The organism is Moorena sp. SIO4A1 (assembly GCF_010672065.1).
Lineage (GTDB): Bacteria > Cyanobacteriota > Cyanobacteriia > Cyanobacteriales > Coleofasciculaceae > Moorena.
In genome coordinates this window covers 1-21,140 of the sequence record NZ_JAAHHX010000031.1, presented here as the reverse complement: position 1 = coordinate 21,140, position 21,140 = coordinate 1, and the positions used below count along the sequence as shown (strand labels likewise).

The 21,140-nt window shown below is 44.1% G+C and carries 19 protein-coding genes; 4 read left to right on the top strand and 15 right to left on the bottom strand.

Annotated elements, in window-relative coordinates; translation table 11 throughout:
• Positions 1 to 159: 159 nt before the first annotated feature.
• The gene (locus F6K53_RS20455) at positions 160 to 960 is read right to left on the bottom strand and encodes a type 1 glutamine amidotransferase (protein WP_293020992.1); all 801 of its coding nucleotides are present in this window, start codon (positions 958 to 960) and stop codon (positions 160 to 162) included.
• 81 nt (positions 961 to 1,041) lie between these two features.
• The gene (gene iscB / locus F6K53_RS20450) at positions 1,042 to 2,328 is read right to left on the bottom strand and encodes an RNA-guided endonuclease IscB (protein ID WP_293071583.1); all 1,287 of its coding nucleotides are present in this window, start codon (positions 2,326 to 2,328) and stop codon (positions 1,042 to 1,044) included.
• 552 nt (positions 2,329 to 2,880) lie between these two features.
• On the opposite strand from iscB, the gene lgt reads away from it, so the two are divergent.
• The gene (gene lgt, locus F6K53_RS20445; protein ID WP_293021074.1) at positions 2,881 to 3,759 is read left to right on the top strand and encodes a prolipoprotein diacylglyceryl transferase; all 879 of its coding nucleotides are present in this window, start codon (positions 2,881 to 2,883) and stop codon (positions 3,757 to 3,759) included.
• Positions 3,760 to 4,193: 434 nt separating this feature from the next.
• On the opposite strand, the gene proX is transcribed toward lgt, so the two are convergent.
• The 6 genes from proX to pstS all read right to left on the bottom strand — a co-directional run bounded on the left by proX (position 4,194) and on the right by pstS (position 12,983).
• Entirely contained in the window at positions 4,194 to 6,215 is a 2,022-nt protein-coding gene (proX, locus tag F6K53_RS20440) for a glycine betaine/L-proline ABC transporter substrate-binding protein ProX (protein ID WP_293020988.1), read from the bottom strand.
• A 164-nt stretch (positions 6,216 to 6,379) separates the two neighbouring features.
• Entirely contained in the window at positions 6,380 to 7,597 is a 1,218-nt protein-coding gene (locus F6K53_RS20435; protein WP_293020986.1) for a glycine betaine/L-proline ABC transporter ATP-binding protein, read from the bottom strand.
• A 117-nt stretch (positions 7,598 to 7,714) separates the two neighbouring features.
• A complete protein-coding gene (locus F6K53_RS20430) occupies positions 7,715 to 8,431 on the bottom strand; it encodes a Uma2 family endonuclease (RefSeq protein ID WP_293046751.1) in 717 nt (238 codons plus the stop codon).
• A gap of 724 nt (positions 8,432 to 9,155) precedes the next feature.
• Entirely contained in the window at positions 9,156 to 9,977 is an 822-nt protein-coding gene (locus F6K53_RS20425) for a Uma2 family endonuclease (protein WP_293071584.1), read from the bottom strand.
• A gap of 4 nt (positions 9,978 to 9,981) precedes the next feature.
• Entirely contained in the window at positions 9,982 to 11,934 is a 1,953-nt protein-coding gene (locus F6K53_RS20420; protein WP_293081824.1) for an iron uptake porin, read from the bottom strand.
• A gap of 29 nt (positions 11,935 to 11,963) precedes the next feature.
• Complete coding sequence (gene pstS, locus F6K53_RS20415; protein ID WP_293071956.1) at positions 11,964 to 12,983, bottom strand: phosphate ABC transporter substrate-binding protein PstS; 1,020 nt, start codon at positions 12,981 to 12,983, stop codon at positions 11,964 to 11,966.
• A gap of 456 nt (positions 12,984 to 13,439) precedes the next feature.
• On the opposite strand from pstS, the gene F6K53_RS20410 reads away from it, so the two are divergent.
• On the top strand, positions 13,440 to 13,937 hold the full coding sequence (locus tag F6K53_RS20410) for a hypothetical protein (RefSeq protein ID WP_293071955.1): 498 nt from the start codon (positions 13,440 to 13,442) through the stop codon (positions 13,935 to 13,937).
• 14 nt (positions 13,938 to 13,951) lie between these two features.
• On the opposite strand, the gene F6K53_RS20405 is transcribed toward F6K53_RS20410, so the two are convergent.
• Entirely contained in the window at positions 13,952 to 14,122 is a 171-nt protein-coding gene (locus F6K53_RS20405; RefSeq protein ID WP_293020977.1) for a hypothetical protein, read from the bottom strand.
• A 49-nt stretch (positions 14,123 to 14,171) separates the two neighbouring features.
• Entirely contained in the window at positions 14,172 to 14,651 is a 480-nt protein-coding gene (locus F6K53_RS20400; RefSeq protein WP_293071954.1) for a substrate-binding domain-containing protein, read from the bottom strand.
• A 461-nt stretch (positions 14,652 to 15,112) separates the two neighbouring features.
• Here F6K53_RS20400 and F6K53_RS20395 point away from each other — a divergent pair, with 461 nt between their 5' ends.
• Both F6K53_RS20395 and F6K53_RS20390 read left to right on the top strand, forming a co-directional pair.
• Positions 15,113 to 15,610 carry a hypothetical protein gene (locus tag F6K53_RS20395; RefSeq protein WP_293071953.1) on the top strand — a complete coding sequence of 166 codons (498 nt, stop codon included), beginning with the start codon at positions 15,113 to 15,115 and terminating at the stop codon, positions 15,608 to 15,610.
• Between the two features lie 9 nt (positions 15,611 to 15,619).
• Complete coding sequence (locus F6K53_RS20390) at positions 15,620 to 17,770, top strand: NACHT domain-containing protein (protein WP_293071952.1); 2,151 nt, start codon at positions 15,620 to 15,622, stop codon at positions 17,768 to 17,770.
• Positions 17,771 to 17,793: 23 nt separating this feature from the next.
• Here the strand turns inward: F6K53_RS20390 and F6K53_RS20385 are convergent, their stop codons facing one another.
• From F6K53_RS20385 to F6K53_RS20365, 5 genes are all read right to left on the bottom strand, one after another.
• A complete protein-coding gene (locus tag F6K53_RS20385; RefSeq protein ID WP_293071951.1) occupies positions 17,794 to 17,976 on the bottom strand; it encodes a hypothetical protein in 183 nt (60 codons plus the stop codon).
• A gap of 34 nt (positions 17,977 to 18,010) precedes the next feature.
• Positions 18,011 to 18,631, bottom strand: coding sequence for a hypothetical protein (locus tag F6K53_RS20380; RefSeq protein WP_293071950.1), 621 nt, complete (start codon positions 18,629 to 18,631; stop codon positions 18,011 to 18,013).
• A 439-nt stretch (positions 18,632 to 19,070) separates the two neighbouring features.
• Entirely contained in the window at positions 19,071 to 19,196 is a 126-nt protein-coding gene (locus F6K53_RS20375; RefSeq protein WP_293071949.1) for a hypothetical protein, read from the bottom strand.
• Between the two features lie 60 nt (positions 19,197 to 19,256).
• A complete protein-coding gene (locus F6K53_RS20370; RefSeq protein ID WP_293071948.1) occupies positions 19,257 to 20,612 on the bottom strand; it encodes a serine hydrolase in 1,356 nt (451 codons plus the stop codon).
• A gap of 230 nt (positions 20,613 to 20,842) precedes the next feature.
• Entirely contained in the window at positions 20,843 to 20,983 is a 141-nt protein-coding gene (locus F6K53_RS20365) for a hypothetical protein (protein ID WP_293071947.1), read from the bottom strand.
• Positions 20,984 to 21,140 lie beyond the last annotated feature (157 nt).

Here is a 21,140-nt window from a genome sequence, read left to right as displayed (position 1 = left end):
CTTGGGAGGGGGTATACTTAGTAGTTTATTCGTTTACGAGCCATTAAGGGGCTATCCACTAAAGTCGGGACTGTGGATTATTAGTAATTAGTGGACATTTCTACCAATCCCGATTACCCATTACCCGTAATAGTCACGGCTTCTTGCTAGTAGTCTTAGTTAACTCAGGTTAGTCAGAGCAAGACGTTTAAACATCGCTATCCGTGCCTTGGTTGCTAAGGTATCATCCAGTGGTTCTAATGACACTGGTATATGATACTTTTGCTTGAGGGCAGTTTGGATCAGCCAATCAGCAATAAAGGGGTTTTTCGGTAACAGCGGACCGTGGGAGTAGGTTGCGATCGCATTTCGATAAAATGCCCCTTCTGTGCCATCTTCCCCATTGTTACCATATCCTTTTACCACTTGAGCTAGGGGTTCGACATTACCTAAATAGGTACGACCACCGTGATTTTCAAAACCAATCACTACTGGAGTTTTCCCGAGCATAGCCTTTAAGTCTTGGGCTAGGGGTGATGCAGTAATCTCAAATACCACATTACCAATGCAACGGCGAGCATCTACGCCAGGATGCTTGCTGACCAAATCCAGCAACCCTAATCCCTGAATCCGCTTACCTAGAGCAGGTTCATAGTAGTGACCTAGCAATTGAGGTGAGCCACAGGTAAATACCCCCGGTGTACCTCCTTCAATTTTTTCTTGTAGGGCATTGGCTTTGCTACCTTGTAAGTCTCGCATAACAATTTCTTGCTGTCTATCTTGAGCACCACCACCCATGAAGATATCCACTTGATAGAATTGCTCAGCAGGGGTTTGCTGATCCAGGGGGATTAGATTGACTCTAATGCCTCGCCACTGGGTTCGTTGTTGTAAGCAGATCACATTACCGCGATCGCCGTAGGTACTCATTAGGGTAGGGTAAAGCCAGCCTATAGTTAATTCTAGTTGTTCGGAATTCATCTTGGGTTGAAGGTGATTTGGTTGTTCGCCTTATACTGTCTGTATGTAATAGGAGGACTATTTCCAGATAATTCTTGGTATTTATCGGCAAAACCCATAAGTATAACCATCCTTTCTGTGAACTCTGAGTAAATTCTTGACGTGCAAGCTTATCGCCTTTTTTCCGGGAACCGTGTAATTAAAGGAGTTGCTTTTGCTTCTGGGATTAACCCTCCCAAACTCCCCCGTCAAAAGGTTTTTAGCTATATCACCACTAGACCAACCTTTGATGGGTTTCAATGGGTTATGTCTAATGGGGTAGCCATATTTATTGAGCGCAGCTTTTTGCCTGCCTCCCTGTCCTTTGCAGGTAACTACTAGCGGTTGATAGGTTCTCAACACCAAAGCTTCAACGTCTCCAACACAAGCTGCATCAATCCAATGCTGCTTGGGTAGTCCCAACTTAGTCCGGTTGTATTTGGTCTGAGCACCCGTGCCAGTAACCACAGGTTTTATTTCGTTGAGTACCTTTACTACTTTGTTCCGAGTTGTATTGACCGCTGCTGCATCTCTCAATGGCGAAAGCGCCTTGTTTTTGATTTTTTGTAGCAAGCCTGGTTTCTTTTTTAGGAATTCTTCAATAGGTCTATTGCCTTTTCGTTGATTACATTTTTCACAAGCTAGACAAAGATTGCTGACCCGTTCGCGTAGCGTCGGCTTTGCCGAATCACTGCCTCCTTTGGATTTTGGGTGAATGTGCTCAATCTGTAGGGGAATATTTTGCTTGCCACAATAGGCGCACTCCCTCCCCCACTTCTCAAGTAAATATTCCCTCACCTCATACCCGGCTAGTTCACCTTGTTGGTATTCCACCCCATTGATTTCAGGATCCTGCATTTTTTGAGTGTCAAACTTGACTATTTCAATCCAAATCTCATTGACTGGACAAAACTTAGTTAGTCGTCTTACCCAGGTTTCAATAGTCAAAACCCTGTGTTCTAGACTGGGAGGAATCCAACCCTCTGGACGCTTACGATTAAGAAATCTTGGCTTCCTGTAACGGGTATTGCGATTACGCCTCCCACCCCTAACGCCACTTCTAGATTCTAGTTTTTTCTTTATCAATCCTCCTCTGTGTTCTAGCTCCATTCCCCAAATAACTTGGTCGTCCTGGACTAGAGCAAACCCAGTCACCTTACTGCCTGGATCTATTTTGATTTGACAAGGGGAGATAGTCGGATTGGCGATTGCAGCCTTGAGGATAATCGTGAATGGATACATCCTAAAAACCGCAGCTTTTCCTTTATCTAACAATCGACGCGCTTTCTTGGGGGATATGGGGTTTAATGGTTGTTTGTCTGTGTCAATAACTAATACATAATTCTGCATTTTTAGTGCGTCTCAAATCGGTAATGTTTTCCTCGACCATGTTGTAATGGCTTGTCGTGTCAACCACACATTTTGCCTTCACCTTAATGGTTGACGATAGAGCTGGGAGCTGGAGTTCACTCCCAGGTATCATGACCAAAACAACGTAGGAAATTAATCCTTGGTCTGCAACCTAGTTAGGTAAATTTCCGAGTTTTGCCGGAAATTACCAAGGCTTTTACTAGGTGCTGAGCAGTTATGGGAGAAGCTGATCCAAGCTTTTGCTTCGCACCATTGCACTCCAGATTAGAGAATGCTAGAGACCTGGTCAAGTAATAGAAGTTGACAAGCGATGCAGTGGCCTGAGGGGGGTTTCCCCCACTCGCGCTTTGCATGGCTGACAAAGTGCGATACCTCGACCAAGCACTTGATCAAGATATTTCTATTACCATTACACCCCATCATCCCATCCTCTCATCACCCCATTATCAATTGACCTAGTTTTCTGATGACTTAACCGATGCTGTAGGAGACTACAATGAAACTTGTGGTTTGCTGCCTATGGATAAATCAATGCTGCAAGCAATCTCTGCTCTAACCCTAGGGTTCCAATTTAGTTCTCCTGGGCCAATAATCGTTGAACTCGGACCCCTAACAATCCGCTGGTACGGACTATTGATTGCCTCAGCAGTGTTAATTGGAGTTAGCCTGTCCCAATACCTAGCCAAGGGTCGTAACGTTAACCCAGATTTGTTGGGCGACTTAGCTATCTGGCTGGTGATTTCTGCGATTCCTGGTGCCAGACTTTACTATGTCTTGTTTCAGTGGGAACAATACGCCCAGCGTCCAGACCAAATTATTGCGATTTGGAATGGTGGCATTGCCATTCATGGCGCTATCTTGGGTGGTATCTTAGCTGCAACAATTTTTGCCCGCCTTAATAAACTTTCTGTCTGGCTGTTAGTTGATCTAGTAGTTCCTTCCCTGATATTAGGTCAAGCAATCGGACGTTGGGGTAATTTCTTTAATTCCGAAGCCTTTGGGGCTCCCACAGATTTGCCTTGGAAATTGTATATTCCACCACTACAGCGTCCCCCAGGGTTTCAGAATTTTGACTATTTCCATCCCACCTTTCTGTATGAGTCTGTGTGGAACTTATTGGTCTTTGGGTTACTGATGACTCTGTTCTTTCGGGATTTACGCCGCAAACCCCATCTGAAGGTAGGGACGATGGCTCTAGTTTATATGGTCGCCTATAGTACTGGTCGCTTCTGGATTGAGGGATTGCGGATGGATAGTCTGATGCTCGGTCCATTACGCATTGCTCAAGTGGTCAGTTTGGTTGCGATCGCATTGGGAGTTGCTGGTTTAGGGTGGCTGTATTGGATGGGTCGGTCTTTGCCAGATGTTGTTCCAGCCGATAATCAGCAGTGGGATACGGTATCTAAATAAAAAAAAGCCCCAGAGTTTAGCTCTAGGACTTCACCAGGGTGCATCTACCACTTTATTTTTACTGGGTAGATCAGGTTAATCCGGACAATTTTGGAATATGGCAATCTGTGATAAGTTGTGATATTGGAAAGATCGCGCGTAAGCTATCAGCTATCAGCTATCAGCCAACGGCTTAATGCTTACGATCGCGCAACGGATGATTCGAGGGCATGTTACCTATAGGTGAGTCTCTGGTATAGCAGTCCCCAGGGCAGGCGCGGACATGACAAAAGTCTCAAACCTAAGTAAGCGCAAGAGTTTGACTTCTGACTTCTGACTTCTGACTTCTGACTTCTGCTATAACTCGGGATTAATCACAAATACCAATTACCCTTTACCAATGACCAATTATTCAAGTTTGACAATATTCATGTTCTCGTAAATTATAGGAAACCTCAAATTCCAGAAGTTTCTCCAACGTTTCTAGCTTCTTCAACCCAGCTATCAAACAACTTTTGATTCTTTTTAATCCATTCTTGGCTATGGCGACGGATATCTGCTGGGCTATTTTCCCCCTTTTCGGCCCGTAGGCTTTCAGCATTAATATCCTCAATCGACATCTTAAATCGCTCAAACAATTTTCTGGCGGCTGGGTTGGCTGCTATAAATTTTTTGTTGGCCACAAAGCGAACCCGATCCACCGCAAATCCGAGATTTTTACCATCGATTGAAGTATGTTTTTCTGTCAACCCTTTCTGGGCTTCTGGTAGATTGGTTTGGGCAACTTCTAGCCAAACCACATCCTCACCTGGTTTTAATACCGTAGCCAGCCACAGGGGAGTCCAAGTGTAGTATAAGACGGGTTTTCCTTGTTTGTAGCGAGCAATGCTATTCGCAATTAGGACGCTATATTCTCCTTGGTCGTGTTCGACAGTATCCCTGAGCCCATAAGCATCTAAGTGATGCTCAATAACTAACTCACATCCCCAACCGGGAATACAACCGGCTAAATTTGCCTTACCATCTCCATCGGAGTCAAAGAGTTTGGCAATTTTAGGGTTTTTGAGTTGTTCCAAATTGGTGATATTGTATTTTTCAGCAGTTTTTTTATCAATCTGATACCCTTGCAACAGATCAGAAACAATAACTCCAACTCGCTCTAATTTCTTTTCGCCACCATTTTTTTCAAAGAATTCTGTGTGTAACTTTTCCCAGTGGCTAGCGGTAAAATCGAGGTCGTTATTACCCAAAGCGATGTGGCTGGTGGTTGGTTGGAGTTGTTTGGGTTTTTCAATCTCGTAACCGAGCTTTTCCAGAGCCGTGTTAACGATGTGTGTCATGAATTGTGAATCGGCTAGATAACCATAGGTAGAGCGTACCTTCACCCCTTTCCCAGGTAGGGCTATTTCTGATGCAGTTAATTCGGTTGTAGCTTGGGGAATTTGTTGCCAGCTGATGAAACCCACAAGCAATGCCACTAAAACCGTTACAGCAACAGTAGTCCCAGTCCGTGGTTTACTGGTTAACCTCAAACGCACAAAACCAATCGGTCCTCGCTCTAGCCAAGGGATTTGGTTGTTGCCTTGACTCACCACTTGAGTGATCCGGTCGAGCATCACCGCAATCAGCACGATGCTTAATCCTCCCACAGCAGCTAGTCCGACATTCACCCGACCGAGACCTTGTAAGACCATCTGTCCCAGTCCCCCGACACCAATCATAGAAGTCACCACCGACATCGATAGTGCTAATAATATGGCTTGGTTGACTCCAGCTAGGATAGTTGGCATTGCTAGGGGAATTTGCACTTCCCAAAGCATTTGTATTGGGGTTGAGCCAAATGCGATCGCAGCTTCGACAACTTCTGTAGATACTTGTCGGATACCTAGGTTGGTCAGGCGAATCAAGGGGGGAACAGCAAAGACTAGAGTAGCGATTACTCCTGGCACTGCACCAATGCCAAATAGCATTACTACTGGGACAAGATAGACGAATGACGGCAGGGTTTGCATGGCATCAAGCAGAGGTCGCAGGAATTTCTCCACGCGATCGCTACTAGCACAGGCAATGCCAAGGGAAATGCCAATCACCACGCAAAAGACTACAGCTGTCACCACTAGCGCCAGGGTAGTCATGGCTTGTTCCCAAGCTCCAAAAAAGCCAATCAAGGTCAAGGCAATAAGGCTATAAATAGCAATTTTACCCCCAGCAATTTGCCATACTATCAAGCCCATAATAATCAGGAAAATTAGGGGAGGAATCGATAGGAAAAGCGATTGTATCCCTTCCAGAGTCCAGGTAATGGGCAAGCTAATTGCTTGAAAGAAGGGACGGAAGTTGTCAACTAGGAAATTAACTACTGCGGTAATCCACTCGTCCAGGGGTAAGGTATAAAGCTCAAAGGGATTCAAGATAATATCTAGACCGACTTGGCTTGTTGCGATATTATTAAGGGATAGAATTAAAGAATTGAACACAATACTATTCCGAGGAACCTTCTTATAGTATAGATTGTCGATTTATCTAGATATTTTCTTTGTAAGCATTCAGCATTCAGCTATCAGCTATCAGCTATCAGCTATCAGCTATCAGCTATCAGCTATCAGCTAAAGCGCTACTTGAGATGCTACTTGAGGTGCTATCAGCTGTTGTCTTGGACAAGCTTTTGAGGTTTGCCAATACTAGCGATCAGATCAGACTGTTCCACCATTCCTTTGAATGTACCGTCAGTATCGACTACAGCAACAGGAAGTCCATCTCGGTAGAGGTGAAATATATCTTCTAGGTGGGTTAAAGCGTTGACTGTGGGGAAGTCCGTTTCCATCACTTCAGTAATGTCTTCGCTTCCTTTTTGGAGGACTGCTTCGAGCCATTGTTTCTTGACAATTCCAACTGGTTTGCTGTGTTCATCGACAACATACATTTGTTGGAGGTGATGGTCTATCATCTTTTCCAGTCCAGCCTTAGCAGAGTTTTCTTTAAGAACTAAGGCAGGGGTTTGACGAGCTATTGACCCAGTTTTTAGGACTTGGGCGCGGTTAACATCTTGGATGAATGCACGGATGTAGTCGTCAGCTGGTTGGTTAACCAGTTCTTCTGGTGTGCCAGTTTGGACGATATAACCGTCTTTCATCACTGCTATGTGATCGCCCATCTTCAGGGCTTCTTGAATATCATGGCTGATAAATACAATGGTTTTGTGCAGTTCTGTCTGGAGTCGCAGTAATTCATCCTGCATGTCCCGCCGAATCAGAGGGTCGAGGGCGCTGAATGCCTCATCCATAAGTAAAATCTCGGCATCTGTGGCTAAAGCCCGGGCTAAACCTACCCGTTGACGCATGCCACCACTGAGGGATGAAGGTAAATAATCTGCCCATTGGGATAAACCTACCACTTCTAAGGTTTCCAAGGCTTTTTTGCGGCGTTTGGCTTGATCTATCCCCCGGACCTTTAGACCATACCCGACATTTTCTGCAACTGTTTTGTGGGGAAATAATCCAAATCGCTGAAACACCATTGATACCTTGCTCTGGCGAATCTCTCGCATCCGCTTCTCATCAACATGGGCAATGTCTTCATCATCGATATAGATATTGCCGCTGGTGGGATTAATTAAGCGGTTAATACAGCGAGCTAGGGTAGATTTTCCGGAACCGGATAACCCCATGACCACAAACAATTCTCCTTGATTGACTGTCAGAGAAACATCAGCAATACCTAAGACTTGACCAGTTTTTTCTAAGATAGAATCCCTACTCCCACCTTGGCGAAACAGTTTGAGGGCAGCTTGGGGTTTTTCGCCATAAATTTTAATCAGATGTTCAATACGAATTTTGGGGTTTGAATTAATATTATTCATTAGAAATTGGTTATTGGGGAAAAGGTCATTGGGGAAAAGGTGATTCGTCAAAACTCCTAGGTTCTAACAGTTAATCAGTAAGCTCCACACTTTTTATTATTTTTATGACCATTCACCTTAAATTTCATCTGGGTCAATCCCTGCCTGTCGCAGTCTCTCTGCTAATTGCTCAGCTCGTTGCTCAGCTACTTCAGCTCGTTGCTCAGCTGCTTCAGCTTGTTGCTCAGCTACTTCAGCTCGTTGCTCAGCTGCTTCTTCTGGTAAGGGAACTAGATTCCCATCCCGGTCATAAAAGCGCAGCCATACTGCTGAGGTTTCCTCAATGGTTCCAGACCATGCTCCTAACCACAAGCCTAAGGGCTGACACCATAGCCACCCTTGTTCATTTGGGGTTAGCTCCTGGTAGCCATTGTCTATATCTAAATACCATCCTTGCAATGAATCTGGGTCAAAGGGTTGGTAGACAAAATAATTTGGAGTTCGGAAGGTCTGGCAGTAGATGCTCTTCTTTTTACCTGTGTCAACTTGCTTTGTGGAGGGGGACATCAGCTCGATTATTACATCTGGGTAGCGACCCTGTTCTTCCCATACTACCCAGCCCTGGCGTTCTCGACTACCGTCTACATTCAAGACTACAAAGAAATCTGGCCCGCGAAAGTCCCGGTTTCGTGCTTGTTCACTACTGAAGTAAACAAACATATTGCCCCCAACAAAGTAATCGTCTCGGTCAGCTAAAGCAACGCGCAGTGAACGGATCAGGGCGTTCATGGCTATGCGGTGGCGGTCACTCTCCAAAGGTTCTCCATCATCAAAAATTAAATCGGTTGGTGGCATGGGGGGCTCCCAATCCACACTATTGGTTGCAGTTGGGGATACTGTTTCGGTCTTGGTTATGCTGGTCACAACAAATCTACGGTCACGTTTGGAAGCCTGGTATCTAATCACTGGGAAAGAAAAACGCACTAAGAGCGCGGTGTTAACCGCCGATACGAACGTCTTTCCCCTAGACTAGTATATCTGTTCTGTGAACCTGATGCGATCGCAATCCTAAATCGTTTGTCAAAAATACTTCGGTTGAAAATAAGTAGTCGGACAAAACTAAAATTAACTCTTTAAATAGGGAGCAGGGAGCAGGGAGCAGGGAGCAGAGGGACTTTTGGCAACTTTACACAAATTAATACAGTTAGGTTTATTTTTGTCCAGGTACTTAGTGCTGAGTCCTCAATACAGAAACCAGAGTAAAAACTGTTACTGTTGACTAGTCAACAGTGTTTAAACTTATAGTATAACTTGACAGAAAATACTTGATTGAAACATTTTTTAGCAAGACTACATAGACTAACTCTTTGCTAGTCTAAATCTGAAGAGATGTTGCAGTTACAGCAGTTTTAAATTGGCTGAGATACAAATTATTGGATTTTAGGGAGCAGGTAAGAAGTAAAAAATGCTGTGTACCCGATAGCTATGAAAAACGCTGTGATCAATTAGGCTTTTTTTATAAAATAAATTACTATTGCTGCAAGGCCAGGCAAACGCCCCGATTCAATAAATTTATGGCCTACAAAACCGTATCCGGATCAATTCCCCGTTCTTGTAATAGCGCTCTCAGACGTGCCACTTCAGCTTCCGCCTTTTCAGCTCGTTCTTGTCCTGTCAGCAATAGATTACCTTCACTATCCCACCATCGCAGCCAGATTTGGGTTTGATTCTGGTAGCTTCCTGACCATTTTCCCAGTTCTACTTTTAACGGAGCAATCGGATAATGACCCCGTTCGTTCGGTGACATCTTCTGATAAAATCCATTTACGAGATTGTAGACTTCTAGTTCATTGTCCTTGATCAAAAATATGGCGTAGTAGGGAATCCTCATCACTCGTTCGTAGACCCAGAATTTCCCAGGACGCTGACCCTTTTTCTTATCCTTGGTCTGAGGGGTAACAGTTGCTAGCTGAGCCAGTGATGTTTTGTCCCGTTCCTCACTCCCATCCCTGCTTGCCAGTTCGATAGCAATCAGGGGTGGAATGTATTCCCTACGAAGCACGTAGGAGCGACGAATCTGACCATCAAGCTTGGGGGGAACATCTGGAATATAGAACCAATCAGGAGCTTCGGCTCCTGTCTCTGGGGGGTCGGTTTCTCGCCAGTAGATGCCGCAATCTTGACCAATGATGTACTGACCATCAGGGTGAAGCTGTTGCAGTACTGAACCAATTGAATCGGTTAGGAGCAGAGTTTGGGGATGCTCTTGAAAGTTTTTGCCTACGGCACGCTCCGCGAACACAAAGGTGCCATCCGACTCTGGTAATTGGGTGTGGTCGGGAAAGGGTTGGGAAAAATCTGGGTTGGGAGTGAGGGTTTTCGGTTGAATATTTTGAACCATCCCACTAGAAATTAAACTGGGTTCGCAGCAGTCCAACCCCAATGGTATCATTTTCATCATTGTGTTCTGGATCGATAATCACCAAAACACCAGGAGTGATAAAGATTCTATCAGTGAGTGGGTAGCGATAAGACAGTTCGAGATGGTATGATACATCGCGATCGCGACGACCAGCAACATCATTACTAGCTAGTCTCGGAGGCATGCCAACAATTAGATTCAACTGGCTGCCTAGTTTTCCGATGTCTGGGAAAGCGGCGGTAATTGCCCAGCTCCAAATATCTGCTTTTGATCCGGTTGATCCATCGAAATCATTGTTGCGGGGTGAGGATTCTGCGATCGCATTGCTATAACCAACCCAACCCCCTAGGGTAAAGCGATCGCTAAATCGATAGCTAGTCGATACACCCAAGCTATTTGATGAGGTGGCTGTATTTGAGCCAAAGGGAGATTGAGCGAATTCGCTACCGAGAAACGATGCAGTGTTGGCTGTTTCAGGAGAGTAGTACCGGACATAGGTCAAGGCCATACCAAAACGATCAGAGGGAGTGAGGGTCACCTGAGCCAAAGCACCAAAGGCACCATTGAACAGTCCAAAGTCTGAATTAGAGGCAGAACCAGTGTAATAGGCTGCTCCAGTAGCAATCACGTCATTGAATTGATAGTATATTGCAGCACCAGCGCCAAAACCCAAGTCGTAGATGTAATTATTGAATCCAAAACTGGAAATGGTAAATACTGGATTGAGGGTGGGAATCAAAGCACTTGCTCCCTGACCTGCTGCTGTTATAGATACCAGACCTTTATTACCTAGGGGAAACCGATAGAACAGCTGGTTTAATTTAACATCATTGCCGGTATTAGTGGCAAAACCAAACTTTGTCATGGCTGTGCCGGTGAAACCAGTGCTAAAGTTACTGGTATTCCCTGCCCGAAGTCTAGTGCGCAAAAGGTCTCGACCAGTGAAACTGGTGTCAAAGTTGAGAATTGCCCGGCCTCCCAACAGAGTATTAGTATCATCAAAATCTTCTGTTGGGCTTTGACCAGAAGGAACTGCTTTTTTCCCCCCAAAGCCAGTAGCTAGAGCAATATCTACACTCCCACGCAAGATAGTAGTAGTAGAAAACTGATGGTCTTCGAGGAAAGTAACCCGCCCTTCCAAGTTATCGACCCGAGCCTGTACAGTAGCCAATTCATCACTGAACTCTTCTTGTAGCCTTTGCATTGCTGCTAAATCAGCTTCCGTTACCAAGTTGGCTGTTTTCCCAATAATCATGGCATTCACCCGATTTAGGCAAAAATTCAAGCCAAACGCAAACTCGTAGCGAGTCAGGGCGCGGTTACCGCGATAGGTGTCATCCTCGTAACCAGTCAGGCATCTATAGCGCTTCAACAAAGACTGTAGTGCTTCGTAAGCCCAATCCGTAGGTTGGACATCAGACAGTTCATAAACTGGTGTTACCCGCTCCATTGGTCCATTACTCAACGGATCTGTCACACCTAAGTTTTGGGATATATCTAAACTATTATCTGGACTATTATCTAAACTATTATCTAGACTATTGGAGTTAGTCTGAGTAGATGGGATGTCTAATAGTTTGGAAATCGGTGCTACCTGACCCATAAAGGGATTACTCACAGTGTCTGCCACCTCTAGGTCTGGCGGTGACTCCAGACTAGTCAAGCTAGCTGTCGATATCCCAGAATGGGGAATAGACGTAGTAGTCTTAAACTCTAGTTCATGGTGGAATTGGTCGGTTAACTGAGGAGTTTTTGGGGGAGTTTTTAAGTACTCTCGCGCTAGATATTTCGGGTTGGGGTTAACATCTGACCAATCTGCTGTCAAGGTTTCTAGTTTGCTCTCAGCCATGGCGGGGGTAATGGTTACCAAATGGACACCAAGTACTATCGGTGTCAGTGGTAATGCACCGCAAAATTTTTTCACAAATCTCCTCACACAACAAAAATAAGTTGAATTTTGTCCTTCTATGGAACAACCCTGATGTTGTTATTCACAGCTTCGATGGCTCGGTTAGCAACATCTTCCGGTATCCGAGTGTACTGTAGATCTTCGTTCAAGTCTTGACCGTCAGTCAGAATCCAATTTATCAGGTCTTTAACCCCTTGGGCTAGTTCTGCTTTAGGATACTTTTCGTAGACAAACAGCCAAGTTATACCTACAATTGGATATCCCTCTTCTGGGTCATCTATATTTTCGATGGTGAAGTCATCATTGAACTGCACATTGTCTAGGGCTTTATTCGCTTGATCAACCGTAGGCTTGACGTAGCGACCAGCTTGGTTTTCCAGCCTGGCCATTGGTAGGTTAAGCTGTTTAGCATAACTCGCTGGTACATAGCCAATGGCACCGTCAATTCGCTTAACTTCGCTAGCTACTGGTCCATTTCCCGGAACACTAGAGAAGACCTTAAAGCCCCAATTAGGTTTTCTACTGGCTCGGATTCTGCCATTAGTAATTTCATTCAAATATTTAGTAAAAATAAAGCTAGTACCGCTACTACCTGAGTGGACAACTACTTGAATCTTACGGTTTGGCAGGCGGGAGTTAACTTGCTTCCAATTAGAAATTTGACCTGTGAAGATTTTACCTAGAGTTTCTCGGGATAGCTTAACATCGGTGGTTATTCCTTGAAGATTATAAACCACAGCCAAAGATCCTCCAGCCGTTGGTACCATCAACAAACCCCGTTTCATTGAGTTTCTCTCTACAGGAGTTGGAATTACATTGCTCGCTCCGAAGTCAACGGACTGATTCAGAAATCGTCTAATCCCACCACCACTGCCAATGGCACTGTATTTGAGCTTTACATCGGTTGTTTGTTCTTGGTATTCTCTAAAGTAACGCCGATAAAGAGGTTCAGGAAATGTAGCTCCCGCACCAGTCAGGGATTGAGCGATCGCACCACTGATAGAACCAAAGCCAACGGTAACGGTTACCGCTGTTGCTGTTAAAACCTTTTGCCAAAAAACTTGATAGCCAATCATTAATGTATCCTTAATTTATTCTAGTATTACAATTTTTAGTATTCTTAATCCTATAGATTACGCGATCGCTGAAAGCGGGACTTCGTCCATCGCGTCAATAACAATGTAAGCATTCAGCGGTCAGCCGTGAGCTGTCAGCCTTCAGCTAAAAGCTCACGCTATGGAACCGTCAGCTGATGTAACAGAGATTAAACCAATGCTTACTTGTTTTATTCAAAAGCACCTCATTAGCTGATAGCTGATAGCTGATAGCTGATAGCTGATAGCTTACATAACAATATAATTTATATGACGACTATTTCAAGTCTAAAGTTTCGCCAATTTTACTGGCGTTATAAGTGGGCAATCAATAGTGGGCAATCAAATTTATCTCATCAGAGAGTTTACTATAAAACTCTAAGCCAAGTTTAATGCTATTTTACAAGAAAGGAAACATTTTTTTGGTGTGACATGGAGATGAGTTTACTGCGAAAATTTAGCTTGACACTGGTTTCATTCCTTGCACTTAGTCTCCCAGCTGGCAAGGCATTTGCCCAAAGCTTTGGGGGGATATATCAGGAGATTTCTATCTCTGAAGTGCCAGCTCCTGCTATCACTGCGGCCACTGTTGCTGCTGGTGTCTCACCCACGGATGCAGCAATCGAGATTGGGGGTGATGGCAAGCTAATCTATGGACTGAGTGGTCAGAACTCCCAGGGCAACCGCTTTGAAGTGGATGTCAATGCCATTGGGGAAATTCAGCAGGTTGAAGAAGAAATTGACCAAAGTCAGGTACCCCCAGAAGTACTCAAAGGTCTAAGAGTCTGGCTACCTGACTTCCAGCCTACTGTGATAAGAAGGAGCGTCCGGGCCACAGACGTTATATACGAATTCAATGGTAAGGATGTGCAAGGCAACAACCTTCAAATTGAAATGCCGTCCAAGGGTGGGAGGTTGATGCTCTTTACCTATTGAACCAGGGACTAACTCTACCTAGGTTTTAGGGAGCAGGGAGTAGGGAGTAGGGAGTAGGGAAAAGGGAACTTTGGATCAGGGAAAAAATCCTGTGTACCTCGGCAGTCTTGATGCTGTCGCTCATGCTGGAAACTATAGCAGTTGTTGATGGGGGGAACCCCCGCCTGAAGGCACTGCCTCCCCAAGACCGTGCTAAATCGCTAGTTCTCTGCTCTCCTAACGACGGAAGTATGGTTATTCAACCGAATTTGATATTACTCTTCTGGGCAGGTAAGTGTTAACTTGCTTCCAATTGCCGATTTGACCTGTAAAGATTTTGCCTAGAGTCTCCCGAGATAGTCTGACAGAGGAGACTACACCTTGGAGATTGTAAATCACTGACACAGCTCCCCCGGCTGTGGGCACCATTTGTAAACCCCGTTTCATCTGACTTTTCTCCTCATCGGTTGGGGGCATATCAGTGCCAGCGAAATCAACAGACTCGTTAATGAATTGCTCAATGCCAGTAACACTGCCAATGGTGCTGTAATTTACGTTAACGCTGGTTTCTTGTTGGTATTGAGAAAAGTAACGCTGGTAAAGGGGTTGGGGAAATGATGCACCGGCACCAAACAATGGTATTGCACTTGCTGCCTTGAGTGAAATCAATACAATGGCAACTGTAACTGTTAAGGTTATCAATGTCCGACGGGACTTGATTACAGCTAAATTCATTTGTCTATAAGGATTCAGGATAATTTAAGAGTACAGATAGTTGGTTGGTAATTGATCAGCTATCAGCTATCAGCTATCAGCTCTCAGCTCTCAGCTGATCGGGGAAAGCATGACGTTTAAATTTTTGTTAAGTGATTTAGGATTAGCTGCTCCAGCACCTGAAGTGAAGCAGGGATAACCGTTCAGGAGTTTTGCGATTGGCCTTTGGGCCACGCTACGCGAACGCATCCTCCTCCTCTACCAGATGTTCGTGATGGGGGAAGAAATAACAGCTGAAATTATCAAAAAGACTGCCATGTCCAGTAAGCGATGGTAAAGATTAGTGAAGTATATCCTTTCAGGACTGAAGTTTTCCTAATGATAGGTACTAGTTTGTCTTTGAATCTTTATTAATATAAACAATATAGCGACTACAGCATCCTAGCTCTTAGACAAACACACAAGTTGAACAGGTAGGTATTATGACAAACAATCCCGGTGGATTTTCTGTAGGTGGTTCCGTAGGCGGTAAGGTCAACAACCTACAAGGCGACAATAGTCAAGGTATTCAAGGTGACAATAGTCAACGTGTTCAAGGTAAAAATAACCAAGGTATTCAAGGTGACAACAATCAAGTAACCCAAAGTCAAGGTACTGCATCAACCCAAGAACCGCTAACAAAAGAGCAGGTTATTGAGTTATTAGTAGAGCTGGATAAATTAGTACGAGGGGCAGAGCTACCAGAAGATACCAAAGAAGAAGCAATCATGTATCTTGGTGCCGCCAAAAAAGCCACAGAAAAGGAAGAACCGAAAAAAGAATTGGCACTCGCCAACCTGGGAAGTGTAGCAGAAACCCTCGAAACAGCTGGTAAAAAAGTTGATGCAGGTAAAACGCTCTGGGACAAAGCCAAGCCTATCCTTCTTAAAGTGGCAGATTGGTTCGGTGCTGCTGCTGCTTCACGCATTATAGGTGTGTAGAACTAACTCATGAGCCAGTCACCTAATCAGAATTATGACTCACAACAGCCTGATGTGAATTCATCTGAGCATCAGGTTGAAGCTTTTCAAGTTGGTGAGGATATGTCAGTTCTCCAAGGTGATAACAATCGGGCTATCCAAGGAGATGAAAATCAGGCGGTTCAAGGAAATGAAAATCAGGCAATTCAGGGAAATAGCAACCAAGCCATTGAAGGGAATAACAGCCAGATTAACAACATCTTGTTTAAGATTTTTAATCAGCAGCAATCTGTTCCAGGAACCCAATTAACTCCCCAAGAATACCGCAACCGTCAGGCATTACTCACTAAAGTCAAGAACTATTGGGTCAAAGGCGTTCTGGAAAAATCCCTCTATCACCAGGTACTGATGGAGTTGGGATTAGAAGAGAGACCCGATGTCATTACTAATCCTTTGAGCGAAATTATCGAAATCGGTGACGACTCACCTCAACTCCTCCCCGAAGGGACTAAAGTAATTGATGTTTTTAACCAAATTGGGACAGGAAGAACCCTACTAATTTTAGGGGAACCAGGGTCAGGAAAAACCACAACTTTACTCGAACTCGCCCGGGATTTAATCGCTCGTGCTGAACAAGACACTAATCAGCTAATTCCCGTAGTCTTTAACCTCTCCTCTTGGGCAAAGGAACGGCAGACGATAGCCGATTGGTTAGTAGAGGAATTGGGTAATAAATATGACGTTCCCAAGGAAATTCGAGAAACTTTAGTAAAGAAACAGCGACTACTACTATTGTTTGACGGTTTGGATGAAGTTAAGGCAGACTATCGAGACGAATGTATCGTAGCATTGAACCAATTCAAGCAGGATTATGGTGCCGAGTTAGTAGTGTGTAGTCGGATTAAAGACTATCAAGCCCTATCCAACCGTCTGAATTTTCAGAAAGCAGTTTATATAAGATTACTGACTTTAGAACAAGTTTGTCATTACTTGAATCGTGTCGGAGCTGATTTAACAGGATTGAAGACATTAATTGCAGAAGATACAGTATTACAAGAGTTAGCCCAGTCGCCCTTAATGCTCAATATTATAACTCTAGCTTATCAGGGAGTAGCAGTTGAGGATTTGCCCAGAACTGACGTAGTAGAGGAACGGCGCAAGCAGCTCTTTGATGCATATATCGAGAAGATTTTTAAGCGTCGTAAGACTAATCATAGATACGAGAAAGCACAAGTAAAGCACTGGCTAATTTGGCTGGCTCAGAGGATGGTTAAGGAGTCTCAAACAGTATTTTTAATTGAAAAAATGCAGCCATCTTGGTTAATAAATAGAAATCAAAAACAAACTTATAGGCTGATGGTCGGGCTGATGGTCGGGCTGATGGTCGGGCTGATGGTCGGGTTGATGGTCGGGCTGATGGTCGGGTTGATGGTCAAGCTGATGTTCGGGCTGATGTTCGGGCTGACGGGAGGGCTGATAATCGGGCTGACGGGAGGGCTGATGGTCGGGCTGGATAAAGAAGCAAGGAAAGAAATCAAAACAGTTGAAATACTTGATATTAATTGGAAAAAAATCTTGATTAACCGGCTGATGTTCGGGCTGATGTTTGGGCTGATAGCAGGACTGATCGGAGGGCTGATGGGAGGGCTGATGTTCAGGCTAACGGCCTGGGTGTTCGGAGGGCTGATGGTCAGGCTGACGGAAGGGCTGATGGGAGGGGTGTTGATCGGGCTGATGTTCGGGCTGATGGTCGGGCTGATGGGAGGGGTGTTGGAAGGGCTGGAGAGTTCAGAAATTGAAACAAAAACAAGTCCAAATCAAGGAATTTGGAAATCAGCTCGTAATGCTATAACTGTATATCTGATGGTAGCGCTGATGTTCGGGCTGATGGAAGGGCTGATAGGAGGGATGTTGTTAGGGCTGATGAGAGGGATGTTGTTCGGGATGTTGTTAGGGCTGTTGTTCGGGCTGTTGTTCGGGCTGTTGAGTGGTGGTCTAGCCTGCATCCAACACTTCAGCCTCCGCCTTGTCCTCTACCGTAACAATTGCATCCCTTGGAACTATGCCCGCTTCCTGGACTATGCTGCTGATCGCATCTTCCTACAAAAAGTAGGAGGGGGCTACATCTTTATCCATCGAATGCTGATGGAACACTTTGCCGATATGAAGCTTGAGAATTGATGCTATATACAGCGGTTTGCAATTCAGTTAGGTACAAAGTTCTGGGTTTTTAGGGAGCAGGGAGCAGGGAGCAGCGATGCAGCGCGGTCTTGGGGGTTTCCCCCATGAGCGACTGCATCAAGACGGGAGCAGGTAAGAGGGAAGTCGGAAGTGGGAAGAAGGAAAACAATCCTGTATACCTGATAGTTATGCAAACCGCCGTACATCGACAATTGCCAAAAGCTTTGCTTTATAATAGGATTAACTTTTTTCGATATTGGGGTAAAAATCCTCTCGGAATTTGGCAATTACTACACCTCTCATCATTTTTATCATCTGCATAAAAACTATACACAAGCATAGGCTTACTAAACTACCGATGATTAAAAAATAAAAAGCATAATCTCCACTATAATTGTTTTGGTAAGCTTTTGAAAACCCTCGCTGAAAAACATAACCAATATACAAAATTAAAAGTCTAGTTTTTAAACCCCTACTTTCTTCTTTATTTAAATACTCTGCAAAAGTCGAGTAAATCCTCCAAATTCCAAAGATGTTATATATGGGAATTAGGCATAGAGCTAGCACTTGTCCAGGTTCGATTGGGTAATAACTATAAATCCTATTCAAATCAACGTGTAATCGATAAAGCCAGACTAAACCTAACACTCCTACGACTAGTTTAACAATAAGATAAACAAAGTATTCTAATAAGATCTTTGGTCCTGGAAACTGTTGCTCTATAATTGGAAGTTTTAACTGTAATAAAACCCCAAGTAAAACCAGAATGATTAGTAGTATTATTTCCAGATAAATAAATTTGATTAATAGTTTACTAATTCCTACAGATCTTAGCCAGTTTGAACGATTATTAATAGCCATTGAATAATAAATTTTAATATTACAGAGGGATTAGAGCAGAATAACTAGCTTAAAATAGAGTCTAGGATTTATTAATCAATGAAGGGTTTTCTAGCAGTTTTCAAATGAGTTACCACAGTGAACACACCGTTGGTTACAGTAACAGCTAATTCTCTTGGAGCTCCATTTCCTTGTCGAGATTAATGGGTACTTCTAATTTTGATCGGAACTTGGAAGACACAGGGATGAGAGGCTTTATAAGCCATGGGTTTTACCTCTTGCTGCGATTCATTTCAATCAAGATATTTATAGAATGTCAGATAATTCCCTGGCTTCGCAGTACCCTTAAGGGTACCTTTTTTGTTAAGAATGATTAACGTTAAGTTATTTTAGCTATAGCATTTTCAGAAATGTATAGTTCATTTTATAATACATTGTTTCCTCATTCGCACGAAAATCCTTAACAACCAGTTTCATCCATAGTAGAATCTGAATAGATTGAAAATAAGAAAGCGATCGCCTTTGGCGCAGCGAAGCTGAACGCGGTAGTTTGTAATGGTGCGATCGCATTCATGGAAAACCTCAAACTTTAGCCACTATGGACTACAGGGATTGATCTAGAAGATTACATTAAAACTCTTTAATCTCAATCTACCCTAGGAGCAACGGTTTCCTGCCCGTTTTGCAGCAGCGTCACGCTTTCCACCGTGCCGTCTGAGCCTTGGTTAAAGACAACTCGCAAATCAATGACCCATGTAAAAAACTCAGTTTCGGAGGTAGGATAAAGGTTAAAGATAGACTGCCCTGTTCCCTGAATCCGCAATTGATTGGCTTGGGTGGTTATAGTTACCTGGAACTCAGGAGCAACCTGATAAGTTCCAATATAGCCCTCGTATACAGACGGATCTACCTCAGAAACTGTGGGTTTGGAGTAGGGTTCCCCAAACACAATTGCTGCCAAATCCTGGGAAATTTGCTCTATATTGGCGGTTTGTACATTACTGAGCACAGCAACACTCACATCCTGGTCTGGGTAGTATTCCAGATTAGTCACAAAGCCGTTAATTCTCCCACCATGACCAATGCGCTGATGCTTGGGCTGTTTGTTTATTACCAATCCATAGCCATAGAACAGATGGGGAGTTTCGTCAGGATTCATCGGTACTAAGGGAGAGGTCATAGTAGCGATCGCCTTATCCCTTAAGATCGTTTCATCTCCCACCCCATGGTCAAACAAAAACTGATTCCATCGAGCCAGATCCTCCAACGTGGAATATAGTCCTCCGGCTCCCTGTGGCACGAACATATTAATATACTCTGCCTTGAGATAGCCGTCATCAGTGAACTGATAACCATTTGCCAAGCCATCAATCACCGCCAAAGGATACTCGTAACCTGTGTTCTCCATCCCCAAAGGCTGGAGCAAATGCTCTTTTAGATAATTGCCATAGGACTGACCCGATACGGTTTCAATCACCTGGGTCAGCAGAACATAGCCTGAATTGCTGTAGCGAAACTCTTTTCCCGGCTCAAATTCCAAGGGGAGGTCTTGGAAGCGGGCAATCAACTCCTCAAGGGTCGTAGGTTTTGCCATCCATTGGGTTTTATCCTGAAAACTAGTTAGGTTAGGAATGCCCGCCGTATGGGTTAGGAGGTGATGCAAGGTGATGCGATTCCCATGGGGATAATCTGGCAAGTAGGTAGAAACAGGAGCGTGTACATCAACCAACCCCAGATCCTGGAGTTGTAGAATCGCAGCAGCAGTAAACTGCTTTGTCACCGACCCCAACCGAAATCTAGTCTGGGGGGTATTGGGTAGCTGGTACTCTAGGCTAGCCATGCCATACCCCCTGGTAAACATGGTTTTACCTGCCTTGAGTACGATAACCGCCCCTGAGAACCACCCAATTTCATGGTGGGCTTTGAGATAGGCATCAATTTCGGCAGAAATACCAGACATTTGGTGAGCAGCGAGTTTCATTACTGATTTCAATCGATACATTTGTATCTTATTAGAGAATAATCTGGCTTGGTAGTACCCTTAAGGGTACCTTTTCTGTGAAGATTAATTAACAGATACCTCTTGCAAAAGTATTTTTATGATAGTGTTTACCTCAATTATTGTCCACTGTTTCCTGTTCCCGACAACTGCCGCGAAGTCTATTAAGTTCTAAAGGGACGACGAAACAAACTGATAGCAGAGCTGATGTCCGCTGAATTAAGAATGTAGAATTAAGAATGTAGAATTGGGAATTGGAAATTTATAATTCTGACTTCTGCCTTCTGACTTCTGCCTTCTGACTTCTGCCTTCTGACTTCTGCCTTCTGACTTCTGACTTCTGACTTCTGTCTTAACCATTCAGCCTTAATCATTCTCAATTATCAATTATCAATTCTTAATTCTCAGAGGTTGTCTGAGAAGTCTCATTTGCTACATCCAAGCCCCCTAAATCCCCCAATTTTGGGGGACTTTTAGAAGCAAATTGACTCTTATTCCCCCCAAAGTTGGGGGGCTAGGGGGGCAAAATTC

Coding starts and splice junctions, on each gene's coding strand:
- F6K53_RS20455 (WP_293020992.1), bottom strand. CDS start 960: ATGAATTCCGAACAACTAGAATTAACTATAGGCTGGCTTTACCCTACC.
- iscB (WP_293071583.1), bottom strand. CDS start 2,328: ATGCAGAATTATGTATTAGTTATTGACACAGACAAACAACCATTAAAC.
- lgt (WP_293021074.1), top strand. CDS start 2,881: ATGCTGCAAGCAATCTCTGCTCTAACCCTAGGGTTCCAATTTAGTTCT.
- F6K53_RS20435 (WP_293020986.1), bottom strand. CDS start 7,597: ATGAATAATATTAATTCAAACCCCAAAATTCGTATTGAACATCTGATT.
- F6K53_RS20430 (WP_293046751.1), bottom strand. CDS start 8,431: ATGCCACCAACCGATTTAATTTTTGATGATGGAGAACCTTTGGAGAGT.
- F6K53_RS20425 (WP_293071584.1), bottom strand. CDS start 9,977: ATGGTTCAAAATATTCAACCGAAAACCCTCACTCCCAACCCAGATTTT.
- pstS (WP_293071956.1), bottom strand. CDS start 12,983: ATGATTGGCTATCAAGTTTTTTGGCAAAAGGTTTTAACAGCAACAGCG.
- F6K53_RS20410 (WP_293071955.1), top strand. CDS start 13,440: ATGAGTTTACTGCGAAAATTTAGCTTGACACTGGTTTCATTCCTTGCA.
- F6K53_RS20400 (WP_293071954.1), bottom strand. CDS start 14,651: ATGAATTTAGCTGTAATCAAGTCCCGTCGGACATTGATAACCTTAACA.
- F6K53_RS20395 (WP_293071953.1), top strand. CDS start 15,113: ATGACAAACAATCCCGGTGGATTTTCTGTAGGTGGTTCCGTAGGCGGT.
- F6K53_RS20390 (WP_293071952.1), top strand. CDS start 15,620: ATGAGCCAGTCACCTAATCAGAATTATGACTCACAACAGCCTGATGTG.
- F6K53_RS20385 (WP_293071951.1), bottom strand. CDS start 17,976: ATGTACGGCGGTTTGCATAACTATCAGGTATACAGGATTGTTTTCCTT.
- F6K53_RS20380 (WP_293071950.1), bottom strand. CDS start 18,631: ATGGCTATTAATAATCGTTCAAACTGGCTAAGATCTGTAGGAATTAGT.
- F6K53_RS20370 (WP_293071948.1), bottom strand. CDS start 20,612: ATGTATCGATTGAAATCAGTAATGAAACTCGCTGCTCACCAAATGTCT.
- F6K53_RS20365 (WP_293071947.1), bottom strand. CDS start 20,983: ATGATTAAGGCTGAATGGTTAAGACAGAAGTCAGAAGTCAGAAGTCAG.